General features: G+C 67.6%; 15 protein-coding genes. 5 read left to right on the forward strand and 10 right to left on the reverse strand.

Annotated features, from left to right (window positions below):
* Positions 1–16: 16 nt before the first annotated feature.
* The 6 genes from MOX01_RS17840 to MOX01_RS17865 all read right to left on the reverse strand — a co-directional run bounded on the left by MOX01_RS17840 (position 17) and on the right by MOX01_RS17865 (position 6,151).
* Positions 17–1,009, reverse strand: a complete 993-nt coding sequence (locus MOX01_RS17840) for an ABC transporter permease (RefSeq protein ID WP_230977855.1) — start codon at positions 1,007–1,009, stop codon at positions 17–19.
* Positions 1,002–2,006 (reverse strand): ABC transporter permease, encoded by a 1,005-nt coding sequence (locus MOX01_RS17845; RefSeq protein WP_141370897.1) that lies wholly within the window; start codon positions 2,004–2,006, stop codon positions 1,002–1,004. Before MOX01_RS17845 ends, MOX01_RS17840 begins: the two co-directional genes overlap by 8 nt.
* 40 nt (positions 2,007–2,046) lie before the next feature.
* Complete coding sequence (locus MOX01_RS17850) at positions 2,047–3,711, reverse strand: ABC transporter substrate-binding protein (protein WP_141370900.1); 1,665 nt, start codon at positions 3,709–3,711, stop codon at positions 2,047–2,049.
* A 194-nt stretch (positions 3,712–3,905) separates the two neighbouring features.
* Positions 3,906–5,213 (reverse strand): GNAT family N-acetyltransferase, encoded by a 1,308-nt coding sequence (locus MOX01_RS17855; protein ID WP_141370902.1) that lies wholly within the window; start codon positions 5,211–5,213, stop codon positions 3,906–3,908.
* 33 nt (positions 5,214–5,246) lie between these two features.
* Complete coding sequence (locus tag MOX01_RS17860) at positions 5,247–5,492, reverse strand: zf-HC2 domain-containing protein (RefSeq protein WP_046749475.1); 246 nt, start codon at positions 5,490–5,492, stop codon at positions 5,247–5,249.
* Positions 5,489–6,151 carry a sigma-70 family RNA polymerase sigma factor gene (locus MOX01_RS17865; protein WP_046749476.1) on the reverse strand — a complete coding sequence of 221 codons (663 nt, stop codon included), beginning with the start codon at positions 6,149–6,151 and terminating at the stop codon, positions 5,489–5,491. Before MOX01_RS17865 ends, MOX01_RS17860 begins: the two co-directional genes overlap by 4 nt.
* A gap of 72 nt (positions 6,152–6,223) precedes the next feature.
* Between MOX01_RS17865 and aroA the strand changes: the two genes are divergently transcribed.
* Genes aroA through bcp form a run of 3 tightly spaced genes read left to right on the forward strand, consistent with a single transcriptional unit; the run spans position 6,224 to position 9,096 of the window.
* On the forward strand, positions 6,224–7,540 hold the full coding sequence (gene aroA / locus MOX01_RS17870) for a 3-phosphoshikimate 1-carboxyvinyltransferase (RefSeq protein ID WP_141370904.1): 1,317 nt from the start codon (positions 6,224–6,226) through the stop codon (positions 7,538–7,540).
* 2 nt (positions 7,541–7,542) lie between these two features.
* The gene (rsgA, locus tag MOX01_RS17875) at positions 7,543–8,613 is read left to right on the forward strand and encodes a ribosome small subunit-dependent GTPase A (RefSeq protein WP_141370906.1); all 1,071 of its coding nucleotides are present in this window, start codon (positions 7,543–7,545) and stop codon (positions 8,611–8,613) included.
* A 9-nt stretch (positions 8,614–8,622) separates the two neighbouring features.
* Positions 8,623–9,096 carry a thioredoxin-dependent thiol peroxidase gene (gene bcp, locus MOX01_RS17880; protein ID WP_058633158.1) on the forward strand — a complete coding sequence of 158 codons (474 nt, stop codon included), beginning with the start codon at positions 8,623–8,625 and terminating at the stop codon, positions 9,094–9,096.
* Positions 9,097–9,144: 48 nt separating this feature from the next.
* On the opposite strand, the gene MOX01_RS17885 is transcribed toward bcp, so the two are convergent.
* Positions 9,145–9,531 (reverse strand): hypothetical protein, encoded by a 387-nt coding sequence (locus MOX01_RS17885; RefSeq protein WP_230979372.1) that lies wholly within the window; start codon positions 9,529–9,531, stop codon positions 9,145–9,147.
* Between the two features lie 230 nt (positions 9,532–9,761).
* Here MOX01_RS17885 and MOX01_RS17890 point away from each other — a divergent pair, with 230 nt between their 5' ends.
* Positions 9,762–10,010 (forward strand): WhiB family transcriptional regulator, encoded by a 249-nt coding sequence (locus MOX01_RS17890; protein ID WP_017203224.1) that lies wholly within the window; start codon positions 9,762–9,764, stop codon positions 10,008–10,010.
* A gap of 63 nt (positions 10,011–10,073) precedes the next feature.
* Here the strand turns inward: MOX01_RS17890 and MOX01_RS17895 are convergent, their stop codons facing one another.
* The gene (locus tag MOX01_RS17895) at positions 10,074–11,558 is read right to left on the reverse strand and encodes a sensor histidine kinase (RefSeq protein WP_046749481.1); all 1,485 of its coding nucleotides are present in this window, start codon (positions 11,556–11,558) and stop codon (positions 10,074–10,076) included.
* Between the two features lie 24 nt (positions 11,559–11,582).
* Positions 11,583–11,969 (reverse strand): Rv3235 family protein, encoded by a 387-nt coding sequence (locus MOX01_RS19590; protein ID WP_045262053.1) that lies wholly within the window; start codon positions 11,967–11,969, stop codon positions 11,583–11,585.
* A gap of 130 nt (positions 11,970–12,099) precedes the next feature.
* Between MOX01_RS19590 and MOX01_RS17905 the strand changes: the two genes are divergently transcribed.
* Positions 12,100–12,711 carry a hypothetical protein gene (locus MOX01_RS17905; protein ID WP_141370910.1) on the forward strand — a complete coding sequence of 204 codons (612 nt, stop codon included), beginning with the start codon at positions 12,100–12,102 and terminating at the stop codon, positions 12,709–12,711.
* Here the strand turns inward: MOX01_RS17905 and MOX01_RS17910 are convergent.
* A complete protein-coding gene (locus tag MOX01_RS17910) occupies positions 12,699–12,977 on the reverse strand; it encodes a helix-turn-helix domain-containing protein (protein WP_046749818.1) in 279 nt (92 codons plus the stop codon). The genes MOX01_RS17905 and MOX01_RS17910 overlap by 13 nt on opposite strands.
* Positions 12,978–13,061: the final 84 nt, after the last annotated feature.

A 13,061-nucleotide genomic window follows, 5' to 3' on the forward strand; every position in this document is an offset into this window, starting at 1 on the left:
ACCGCCGTGTTCCCGGTCATGCGACCGCTCCTTCCCCACCGACACCACGACCGGCACGACGCGCCAGACGCTGGCGTCGCGCAGCCACCGGAACCAGGCGCAGCTTCGGATTCACGATCTCGTCGATCGCGAAGTTGATCAGAGACAATGCGGTCCCGATGAGGGCGATGATCAGACCGGGTGGCACGAACCACCACCAGGCACCGCTGCCCACGGCCTGCCCGGTCTGGGCGTCGTTCAACACCGTTCCCAGGGTGATCGAACCGGTCGGTCCGAGGCCGAGGTACGACAGGCCCGCTTCGCCGAGGACAGCGAAGATCACACCGAAGATGAGCTGGGCCGCGAGCAGCGGGACGAGATTCGGGAGGATCTCGACGAAGATGACCCGAAGTGGACGCTCGCCCGCGACGACCGACGCCGCGACATAGTTCCGCGTGCGCAGGGAACGTGCGGTGCCACGGAGAACCACGGCTGACCCTGCCCAGCCGGTGATACCGAGCACGAGAGCCACCAACAGCGAGCTACGCGCGAGGTCGCCAAGCCCCTCGGTGTGCTGGACATATGCCGCGATCACCATGACTAGAGGCAGGCCGGGGATCACGAGCATGATGTTCGTGGCCAGCATCAGGGTCTCATCGAGAGCTCCACCGAAGTAGCCGGCCAGTACACCGAACACCAGGGCGAGGAAGAGCGCCACCGCCCCCGCGACCGCGCCGACGAAGAGCGATCCCTGAGTGCCTGTCGCCACTTGAGCGAGCACATCGAAGCCGAGCTTGGTCGTGCCGAGCGGGTGCTCGGGACTCGGCGGGAGCAGCGGGTCGAAGCTCGCGTCGCGCGGATCGCCGAGAAGCAGCGGCCCGATGAGCCCGAACAGCACGATCACTCCGAGGAGGACCACACCGACGAGAAGCTTGCCGGAGAGCCGAGGTAGTCCGTTCCGCAGACGTGCCGACCGCGCGACGGCGACGGCGTGTGTGGACTCGGACGGGGAAACGATCAGGTCAGCCATCGCGGCGCACTCTCGGGTCGATGAAGCCATAGAGGAGGTCGATGAGGAAGTTCGCCGCCAGCACCGTCAGGGTGATGACGAGGAACACTCCCTGCATCAGGGCATAGTCGAGGCCCTGAACGGACTGGATCATCAACTTGCCGAGCCCCGGATAGCTGAAGACCTGTTCGGTGACGATCGAGCCGGCCACCACGAATCCGAGCGCGATCCCGAAGCCGGCGAGGCTCGGGATGGAGGCGTTGCGCGCCGCATATGCGGTGCGGATGCGTGAGGGTCGCAGTCCTTTGGCCTCCGCGGTGAGGACGTAGTCCTCCGACATCGTCTGCACCATCATGTTCCGCATCCCCAGCAGCCACCCTCCGACCGACGAGATCACGATCGTCGCAGCGGGGAGCAGAGCGTGAACGAACGCGCTGGCGAAGAAGGCCGGTGACCACTCAGGGCCGGCGGGGAACTCGAACACGTCGTACCCGCCGATGATCGGCAACAACCCCAACTGCACCGAGAAGACTGCGACCAGTACGAGCGCGAGCCAGAAGTACGGGATCGACTGCAGAAAAGTGGTGATCGGCACGAGCTGGTCGACCCACGTGCCCCGGAACCAGCCGACCCACGCACCGGCGATGATTCCGAGGACGAACGAGATGATGGTGGCTGCTCCGACGAGCGTCACCGTCCACGGCAATGCCGCAGCGATGAGCTCGCCTACCGGGGCCGGGTATCGGGTCGACGACACCCCGAGATCACCGTGCAGCAGCCGACCCCAGTAGGCGAGGTATTGATCCCACAGCGTCGATCCCTTCTCCGCCCCGAGGATCGAGGTGATCGCTTTGATCGTCTCCTCGGACAGCGGCCTCCCCCCGTTCGCGCGCCGGAGCTTGCCCAGCATGATCGCGGCAGGGTCGCCGGGGAGCAGTCGCGGCAGCAGGAAGTTGAGGGAGATCGCGGCCCACAGCGTGATGATGTAGAACGCGATGCGGCGCATCCAGAACTTCACGAGCCTCTCCTCTCTGTGGATCGAGCCATGGGTGATGGTCCTACTTCTCGACGGGGCGGAGGTGGGTCAGGATCACTGCCGACGCCGTCGACAGGTACGGCAGAGGTGCCGCATACAGGTCGTCATCGCTCGGCCACCCGGTGAAATCCGCCGTGTTGAAGAACGACTGCGACGCGTTGAGCACGACCGGGATGTAGGGCAGATCACGGGCGATCTCCGTCTGCACCATCGCGTACGCGTCCTTCTTGATCACCTCGTCCTGGGTCGCTCCCGCTCGCTTGACCGCTTCATCCACTGCGGGATTCGTGTAGCGGGCATAGTTCTGCCCCTTGGTCGGCTCCTCGCCGACCTTCGCCGTCGCGGTCGTCGTGAAGTAACGGTCATAGTTGGAGAACGGATCGGCCACCAGCGACTGCGTGATGCCGTAGAGCGCGAGCTGGAACTCGCCGGTCGAGATCGGCGTCCAGTACTCGGCCTCCGAGACCGTCCGTGCGTTCACCCGTATGCCGGCCTTGGCCGCCTGCGAGCTGATGAGCTTGGCCGCATCGTTGTAGTCCGTCCACCCGTCGGGTGAGAAGAGGTCGAGCTCGATGGGCATGCCGTCCTTGCCGTAGAACCCGTCACTCCCCTTCGTGTAGCCGGCCGCTTCGAGGATCCCCTCGGCGCTGGCGGCATCCGGCTCCTGAGGGCTGACCGCCAACGATGGATCACTCAGCCACTTCTCGTCGCGAGGGAGCAGGGCGAAGCTCGGCGACGCCTCGCCGGAGAGACCGGCGAACGCCTTGCCGCTGATCGCACCGCGGTCGATCGCGACGTTCAGTGCCTGACGCACGGCGGGATCGGTCTGCGCACCCGTGCAGCCCATCGACGCGTCCGCGCAGGTCATGATCACGGTGGGGTCCTGCTGCTGGTTCATCGTGCTGATGCGCCCGTTGGAGGTCACCCCGTCGGGATTCGCGATGAACTGGCCGACCCAGTCGAGCTTTCCCGTCTTCAGCAGGTCCTCCGACGACTGGTTCGAGTCGATCCCGATGTCCTGCACTTCCTTGATCGCCGGTGCGCCGTCGCGGAAGAGCGGGTTCGCCTCGAGCGTGTAAGCGGCGTCCGTGAACGACTTGAGCGTGTACGGTCCCGAGCCCACCGGCTTCGGGTTCGTCTCCGTCATGTAGTCGTCGATCTCGGACCAGATGTGCTTCGGGATGATCCAGGTGGAGCCGAGGATCAGCGAGGTCGCCGTGAACTTCGGAGACGAGTACGTCACGACCACTGTGGTGTCATCGGTGGCATCGACCGACACCATGTCGGGGTCGAGGTTGGAGCCGTATCCGAGGCTGAAGGCGACGTCCTCGGCCGTCAGATCTTCGCCATCGCTCCACTTGAGGTCGGGCTTGATGGCGATCGTGAGGACCGTCCCGTCCTCGTTGAACTCATATGAGTCGCCCAACAGGCCGACAGGCGCATCGTCCGAGAGCTGGTTGAAGAAGAAGAGCGGCTCGTAGATGGCACCGAACGTCATGTGCGTCGCGGTGTCGACGGCGAACGGGTTGAAGTTGTTGGTGATGGGCGTCATCGACCCCGACCACATGCGGAGCGGGCGATCACCTCCCGACGAGCCGCCATCGGATGTGCAGCCGGCCAATGCGAATACCAGCGCTGCGGCGCCGGCGACGAGAGGAAGGGACTTCCTCCAGCGGTTGTCGTGCATGGAAACCTCGTCTCAAGAGCTTCATTGCGGAAGTCGAGCAGGGCGGACGGGCATCCGCTCTGAGGCGAGGTTATAGTAAAGGCCCTTTCTGGTAAAGCCCTTTCTAGTTATTCCTTCCGCACGAGAATGGCCTCGCGCAGGAGCGCGAGGCCATTCGGTGCTCCCCCGCAGCAATCAGCCGCGGACGGGCGGACTCAATACCAGATGTCGAGAGACGGCGCGGGGAAGGTGATGAAGGCTCGGTCGAGGGCCTCGACCGCAGCGGCATCGGCGGCGATGCGGCCGGCACCGTGCAGCGTCGCAGCGCGGACCCCTCCCGCATACAGGGCGGAGAGCGCGGAGACATCGAGCGTGACATCGACGTCTGTCGCGGAGTCGGTCACCGGATCGACGGTGGCGACGCAGGAGTCGTCCACGTGCAGGCGCCAGTCGCCGTTCGCGAAGCCGAGGGAGTCTTCCACGCGGATGACGGTGTCGATCGGCGCCGAGTAGCGACGGGCGGTCAGCGCGGCAGGGATGTCGAGCACGCGCAGCCAGCCGTGGTCGTGCACCTCCTGCTTCACGCCGCGGGTGTCGTGCACGAGCCATGGCAGCGGGTCGTCGACCGGGCGGAGGTCGGCGACCACCTCGTCGACGAGATCGTGCTGCAGAGCGAAGCGCCAGAGCGCCGTGCGCGCGTCCGTCGTCTCGGCGACCAGCAGGCGCACGTCCATCCGGAACCGGAAGGTGCCGGCGGCCTCACCGACGGTGTAGGCCATGACGCCACGCAGCACGCCGTCCTCGTCGCGATAGCGCACCCCACGTGCCTGGTCGCGGTCCGGGGTGGGGGACACGCCTGCGTACCCCTCCCATCGACCTTGCCAGCCCGGGATCTGCCCCGCGGCCCTCCCCCGTGCACGTTCGTGGACCGTGCCGAGGTCTGCAGCGAGGGTCTCCCGGTCGACGTACTCGAGGGTGCCGAGCGGGGTCGGGCCGCTCCAGCCGGCGCGGCGGGTGTCGACCGTGTGACGCGCGACGGGGATCGCGGAGCCGAAGCCGTAGCGACCATAGATCGTCGCCTCCGACACCGTGAGGCCCGCGATGGGCACACCGGAGGCTGCCGCAGCGCGAAGCTCTCCTTCGAGAAGCGCCCTGGCTATCCCGCGGCGGCGATGCGTCGCCGACACCGTCACCACGCTGATGGCCCACATGTCGATCTCACGCCCACCGGGAACGGTGAGCGGCGTCACCCAGCCGTTGATGGTCGCGACGGGAAGGTCGGCATCGACGGCGCCCTGCTCGTACACCCCGACGTTCCGCCGTTCGGCGAAGGTCTTGCGCACCTGGGCGATCATCTCGGTGCTCGGCTCAGGCCCGAGGAACCCGCGGTCGACCGCGCGCTCGAATGCCGATGCCTTCGGGTCGTCGCTCAGATCGACGACGCGATAGTCGAGACCGGCTCCGGCCAGTCGTTCCCTCGAGGTGGTGTCAGCGGGTACGTCTCTCGCATCGATGGAGGTCATCCACCCACACTACCGACGCCCTCCGACCCGGAGTCAGTGCTGGGCTGCCTGCACTGCCCGCAGCCGGGCGAACACCTGGTCGCGCAGCTCCTCGGGTGCGGTCTCCTTGCAGGCCCGCGCGATCACATCGGTGAGGGTGGTGGCGACGAGAGCCTCATCCCGACAGGACGGGCAGTTCTCCAGATGCTCGCGGATCTCGGTGTGCTCGGTCTTGCACACCTCGTTGCGGAGGTACTCCTCCAGATCCTGACGGGCTTTGTCGCAGCCGCAGTCACTCATTTCTTGCTCCTCGTCTCGGCCGCGGCGATGCCCCGCTCAGCGGCGTAATCTGCCAGCAGCTCCCGCAGCATCCGCCTGCCACGGTGCAGACGGCTCATGACGGTGCCGATGGGGGTCTTCATGATGTCGGCGATCTCCTGATACGCGAAACCCTCGACATCCGCGAGATAGACCGCGAGACGGAAGTCCTCCGGCACGGCCTGCAGCGCGTCCTTGACGACGGAGGCGGGCATCCGGTCGATGGCCTCCGCCTCGGCCGACCGGCTGTGCGACGCCGTCGTCGACTCCGCTCCGCCCAGCTGCCAGTCTTCGAGCTCGTCGATCGTGCCCTGGAACGGCTCCCGCTGACGCTTGCGGTAGATGTTGATGTAGGTGTTCGTGAGGATCCGGTAGAGCCACGCCTTGAGGTTCGTACCCTGCGAGAACGTCGCCCAGGACCCATAGGCCTTGACGAAGGTCTCCTGCACGAGGTCTGCGGCGTCGGCGGGATTGCGCGTCATACGCATCGCGGCGGCGTAGAGCTGGTCCATGAACGGGAGCGCCTGCTCTTCGAACTCGCGCCGAGGGTCGCCGACGGTGTCTGCGGTTGCGGTGTCATCCATCACCGGCCAGTCTAGGCCGCTGAGGTCGATCACCTCGCGCTCCAACGTCGCCGTCATACTCGCTCCTTCGGTGGGGTGGGAGCCTGTCGTTCGCGACGAAGCTCCCTGCGTTTACTAAGGTGAGAACCGATGAGCGCCAACAGGTATTCCCCCTCCCGCGTGCAGGGCGCCTACACCGCGCCCTCGACCGACGTGCCCGTGCACGCCGAGCTCACGATCCCCGGTTCGAAGTCGCTGACGAACCGCGAGTTGATCATCGCCGCGATCGCCGACGGTCCAGGCCGCCTGATCGCCCCTCTGCACTCCGACGACTCCGCGCGCATGGTCGACGCGCTGCGTGCCCTCGGGGTGGGCATCGACGAGGTGGATGCCGGTCATGAGTTCGGGCCTGACCTCGTCGTCACCCCTGCGAGACTCGACGGCGGCACCACGATCGACTGCGGGCAGGCCGGCACCGTCATGCGCTTCATCGCTCCGCTGGCCGGACTCGCCGAGAACGACGTGCATCTCACCGCGCACGAGACCGCCCTCCATCGGCCGATGGGGGGCCTCATCAGCGCGCTGCGCGACCTCGGAGTCGACATCGACGACGAGGGCACCTGGGCTCTTCCGTTCACGATCCGCGGCCACGGGCGCATCCGCGGGGGTCGCGTCGAGATCGATGCCTCCGCATCGAGCCAGTTCGTCTCCGGGCTCCTCCTCGCCGCTCCGCGTTTCGATGTGGGACTGCACCTCGTCCACACCGGCGAGCACCTGCCGAGCCTTCCGCACATCGACATGACCATCGAGGCACTCAGCCGCCGAGGCATCCGCATCGAGCGCCCAGCCGTCGGCGAATGGCTTGTCGAGGCGGGCGTCCCCCGCGCCAAGGAGATCGCGATCGAACCCGATCTCTCGAACGCCGCACCGTTCCTCGCCGCCGCGCTCGTCACCGGTGGATCCGTGTCGATCACGGGCTGGCCTCCGCACTCCACCCAACCGGGCGCCCTCCTGCCGGAGATCCTCCAGGCGACCGGAGCTCACGTCGGGCGGCACGGCGGAACGCTGACTGTGCGCGCGGGCTCCGGCATCCGCGGTCTCGACCTCGATCTCTCGGCGGCGAGCGAGCTCACCCCGACACTGGTCGGCCTCGCCGCCTTCGCGGACTCCCCGACGACGATCCGCGGCATCGGGCACATCCGCCTGCACGAGACCGATCGAATCGCCGCGCTGATCGGGAACCTGCGTGCCCTCGGCGGCGAGGCCGAGGAACTGCCGGACGGACTCCGCATCATCCCGCGCCCGCTGCACGGCGGACGCTGGGCTGCGCACCACGACCACCGCATGGCAACGACCGGCGCGCTCATCGGTCTCCGTGTCCCCGATGTGGAGATCGACGACATCGGCACCACTGCGAAGACCCTCCCGGAGTTCACGATGCTCTGGGAGCGGATGCTGCGGGGCTGACGGTGAGCTGGCTCGACAACGCCGACGACCTCGAAGACGACTTCGAGGACTTCGACGAGAGCAGCATCCGCACCCGCCCGAACCCCAAAGCCAACCGGCCGCGCACGAAGCGCCGTCCCGCGCACGAGGACGCGCAGGTGGGGCGAGTGCTCGGTGTGGATCGGGGTCGCTACTCCGTCCTGCTCGGGGAGGACACGGCGGAGGAGCGCACGATCACCACCACACGTGCGCGCGAGCTGCGCCGAACACCCATCGTCACGGGCGACCAGGCCCGAGTGGTCGGCGACACCTCGGGAGACGATGGCACCCTCGCCCGTATCGTCGGCATCGTGGACCGGACCTCGCTTCTCCGACGCAGCGCGGACGACACGGACCAGGTCGAGCGGGTGATCGTCGCCAACGCGGACCAGATGCTCATCGTCGTCGCGGCCGCCGACCCCGAACCCCGTGCGCGCCTGGTCGATCGCTATCTCGTGGCAGCACTCGACGCCGGCATCCGCCCCCTTCTCGTCGTCACGAAGACCGACATCGCCGACCCGACCGAGTTCCTCACGCATTTCGAGGGGCTGGACCTTCGGGTGTTCACGAGTTCCCAGGACGAGATGCCCGTCGAGGAGATCGGCGAGGCTCTCATCGGTCACTCCACGGTGTTCGTCGGACACTCCGGAGTCGGCAAGTCGACACTCGTCAATGCACTCGTCCCCACAGCGCTGCGCGCCACGGGACACGTGAATCAGGTGACAGGACGCGGACGCCACACGTCGTCGTCGACCGTGTCCCTGCGTTACCAGGGAGCGGGTGGCACCGGCTGGGTGATCGACACCCCTGGGGTGCGCTCGTTCGGACTCGGCCATGTCGATCCGGCCAACATCCTCGCGGCCTTCACCGAGCTCGCGACGATCGCCGAGGACTGCCCCCGCGGCTGCACCCATCTGGCCGATGCCCCCGACTGCGCGCTCATCGAGGCGGCGGAACGAGGCGAGCTGGGAGAGACCGGTCGTGCGCGACTCGACTCTCTGCAGCGGCTGCTGCAGACGTTCGCAGACAAGGCGGAGCAGACGCCCGGGCGTTAGGCTGGAGGCGTGACCCAGCGCCTCGAACCAGGAACCGCCGCCCCCGACTTCTCACTCCTCGACCAGGACGGGAACACCGTCCGCCTCGAGGATCTGCGCGGCCAGAAGACCGTGCTGTACTTCTACCCGGCGGCGATGACCCCCGGATGCACCACCGAGGCCTGCGACTTCCGCGACAGCATCTCGTCCCTCCAGGGCGCCGGCTACCGCGTGGTCGGCATCTCGCGTGACGACCCCGCGACGCTGACGAAGTTCCGCGAGCGCGACGCCCTCACCTTCCCGCTCCTCAGCGACCCCGATCACGCGGTCCACTCCGCGTACGGTGCGTGGGGAGAGAAGATGAACTACGGCAAGCTCGTCGAAGGCGTCATCCGCTCGACCTTCGTCCTCGACGAGGACGGCACGATCGTGCTCGCGCAGTACAACGTCAAGGCCACCGGCCACGTCGCGCGTCTGCGCAAACAGCTCGGCATCGACGCCTGACCTGCCCCGTAGGCACCTCCCGAGCCTCGGAGATCCGAGCTCCGGAGGTCACTCCGCCGCGCGCTGCGGCCCTTCGCGACGGGCGCTCGTGATCAGCAGCGCGAAGCCGGCCAGGCCGGGGAGCCCGACTCCGAGCGTGAACGGCCAGGAGATCGGCTGCAGCGTGAGAGAAGCCAGCGCGAGCGCCACGGCGAGCACCTGGAAGACCACTCCCCCTGAGCGCGCCCAGGACTTCCCGGAGCGCGTGCCCACCGCGAAGGCGACGAGGGCTGCGGCACCGATCAGCGTGAGCACGATGAGCGCGAGGGCGGTCGGGAGAGAGGCCGCGTCACCCGCACCGAGGCCGGCGAGTTCGATCACCGCGAAGACCAGGAGCGCCACTGCCTCGAGAGCGAGGACGGCTGCTGCCGCGAGGGCGATTCCGGGTGCGCGCACGGTGTCTCCCATGGATCGAATGAGGAGAAAACCCTTGATTTCACGGTTTTCATGTAACAGAATAGAGAAAGTCATGTGCTCCCACAGCGGCGTGGGGCGAGCGTTCACGCTCGCATCACAATTCGCGGGCATTCCGTCCGCATCTCAACAGGGTAGCGGAACCCGAACTACTACCCGAATCCGAGAGGTCGCATCGCGACATCTCATGAAATCCACACCGAGGAGCCCCCATGGACTGGCGCGATAAGGCCGCCTGCCTGACTGTCGACCCCGAGCTTTTCTTCCCCGTGGGGAACACCGGCCCGGCCGTCGATCAGATCGAGAAGGCGAAGACCGTCTGCGCCACCTGCACGGTCACCGAGATCTGCTTGCAGTACGCCCTGGAGACCAGCCAGGACTCCGGCGTCTGGGGCGGCCTCTCCGAGGACGAGCGCCGCGCTCTCAAGCGTCGCGCCGCCCGCGCACGCCGCGCCTCCTGAACTTCCGGAAGCGGCCTGAGATCGACTCTCAGGCCGCTTCCGTCTGTCCGGACCCTGCTGCGCTCAGCGTTCCAGCCAGCGCAGCGGGATGTCGATGACCACCTCGGTGCCGTCGCCGTCGCTCCCGTGCCACTCGATGGTGCCGCCGAGCTCGCCCTGGATCAGGGTGCGGATGATCTGCGTGCCGAGCCCCTGACCGATCCGCCCTTCCGGCAGACCGAGGCCGGTGTCGCGCACCGTGACACGGAGGTTGTCCTCTGTGCGCTTCGCGTCGATCGTCACGACACCCTCCTGGCCGGCGAGCCCATGCTCGACCGCGTTCGTGACGACCTCCGTCAGTGCGAGCGCGAGCGGGGTCGCGTACTCGCTCGGCAGGACTCCGAACCGCCCGGTCGACTGGGTCCGTGCCCGGGTGTTCGGCGCGGAGGCGACCTCGGCGACGAGCTTGAGCACACGGTGGAAGACCTCGTCGAAATCGACCTTCTGGGTGAGGCCCTGAGCGAGGGTGTCGTGCACCACGGCGATCGCGTCCACGCGGCGCATGGCCTGCGTCAAGGCGTCGCGTGCCTCGTCGGAGTGCGTGCGGCGAGCCTGGATGCGCAGGAGCGAGGCCACGGTCTGCAGATTGTTCTTGACCCGGTGATGGATCTCGCGAATCGTGGCGTCCTTCGTGATGAGCTCCTGCTCCTGATGGCGGAGCTCCGACACATCACGGCACAGCACGATGGCGCCGATGCGCGTGCCATGGTCCTTGAGGGGGATGGCGCGCAGGGATACCGTCACGCCGCGGGCCTCGATGTCCGTGCGCCACGGAGCGCGCCCCGTGACGACCACGGGCAGCGACTCGTCGACCTGGCGGGAGGGCGGGACGAGTCGGGTGGTGACCTCGGCCAGCGATTCCCCCTCGAGCTCATCGTCGAAGCCCATCCGGTTGAATGCGGAGAGCGCGTTCGGGCTGGCGAAGGTCGTGATCCCGTCGACATCGATGCGGATGAGGCCGTCGGAGGCGCGAGGGGCTCCTCGGCGGGGCGAGGTGGGGGCCGTCAGGTCAGGGAAGCTGCCGTCGGCGATCATGCGGAACAGATCGTTCGCGCACTCGTCGAACGTGATCTGCTGTCGCGAGGGCGTGCGCACCTCGCCGAGGTTCGTGTGGCGGGTGACGACCCCGATCACAGTGGACTGGGCGTCAGCTCCGCGCTTCACGGTGACGATCGGCACCGCTCGCACCCTCGTCGGTGTCTCCTCGAACCAATCGGGCGAGGAGGAATCGACGATCTCGGCGGACTCGAATGCCCCCTGCACCTGGGTGCGCCACTGGGGCCGCACCCGCTCTCCCACGATGTCGCGATAGAAGAGCGTGGCCGCACCGCTGGGCCGGGCATGCGCGACGGCGATGAACGACCCGTCCTCGGTCTGGATCCAGATCACGATGTCGGCAGAGGCGAGGTCTGCGAGAAGCTGACCGTCGCCGGCGAGTCGATGGAGCCATTCGACATCGCTGTCGTTCAGGCGCCCCTGGGCATGGGCGAGATCACTGAGGGTTGACACCTGACCAGCCTACGGTCAGATGCCTCAGAGAATCGCCAGCGAAGTCGCGCGCCACCGACGATCGATTCCCTCCAGCCGGACGGCGACCGCCCGGGTGCGGCCGGGCCCCGCCACCACGACGACGGCCTCGATCACCCCGTCGAGAGGTTCTGTGACCCTCAGCGCCCTGATCTCGAACGTCGGCCGCGCGGGCACCACCCCGCGCGCGCTGCGTGCCCTGGCGGACAGGTTCGCGCGCGTCACCAGGCTCCGGAACGCGTCTTCGCTGAGCCATCGGGCGAGCTGGTCGACCTCCCTGACCCCGGCGAGGACCTCGAGGACGCCGTGTGTGAGGCTGCGCAGAAGCGGTACAGGATCGGGAAGCTCGCTGGTCGACGTCGGCTGGGGTGCGAAGTACTCGTGCGGCATCATGACGGACTCTCGATCGGGACGGTCTGCGAGTGAGCCAGTACAGCAGCGCGTGCATCTCGACAGGGCCGGGATCGACGAAGAATGTGGATAACTCGTATGCCCCGTATCCCGGTCGCCTACGCTCTGTCGAATGCACTGGGACCGACTGTTCGAAGACCTCGAGGGCCAGCTCGCCTCGGAATGGGAGGCGGAGCGTGCGGTGCTCGATGCCGAGTCGGAGCGGCTGCGGATCGCGCGGCTGGATCTGCGCCATCGCCTGCGCGCACTGTGCGGCGGCGGCGCCGAGGCCACCATCGACCTCATGAGCGGGCGACGGATCCCCGTCTCGCTGCGGACCCTCGGAGCGGACTGGATAGCCGTGAGGACGAGAGGAACCGGCGGCGGCAGCCCCGCTTCCGGCACATCGATCCTTCCCCTCCTCGCGGTCGCGGGGATCACGCTGGATCACGGGATGATCCTCGCGAGTCTCGATGAGCCCACGGCCGCAGACGTGCCACTGCGGGAACGGATGACGCTCGGCTTCGTGCTGCGCGATCTCGCCCGGCGTCGTGTGCCGGTGCGCATCACCACACTCGTCGGTGACGACCTCCACGGAACCATCGATCGTGCGGCCGCCGACCATCTGGATCTGGCCGTGCACGATCCCGGCGAAGCGCGATCGGCCGCGGCGGTGCAGGCGTTCCGCGTCGTCCCGTTCTCTTCACTCGTCGCGCTGCGGGCTTCGAGCGGTCAGATGCCCTGAGCGGCGGACGTTCCCCAGACCTCGGGGAAACTCGCCGTCTGAGACTGTCGCCACAGCGCCATCCGGCGGGCGATCTCCGATTCCTCGGACAGATAGCCGTCGAGGCTGGACTCCTCCACTCGCCACCGAGGCGGTGAACCGAGCCGAGCGCCCCTCAGCCTCCCCTCCTGCACGAGGGTGACCACCTCGTCGACGCCGATGCTCAGCAGCTCCGCCACCTGCGCCGGCGCGAGATAACGCGGTGCGCGAACGGGGGTGGCAGCCATGTGCCCATTCTCTCCCAGGCGCTCCCGCAGGTGCCGCCGGATCCTTCGCTGTGGATAACTCGCGAAGCGCCGAAGCCGATTCTG

The organism is Microbacterium oxydans (genome assembly GCF_006540085.1).
Classification (GTDB): domain Bacteria; phylum Actinomycetota; class Actinomycetes; order Actinomycetales; family Microbacteriaceae; genus Microbacterium; species Microbacterium oxydans.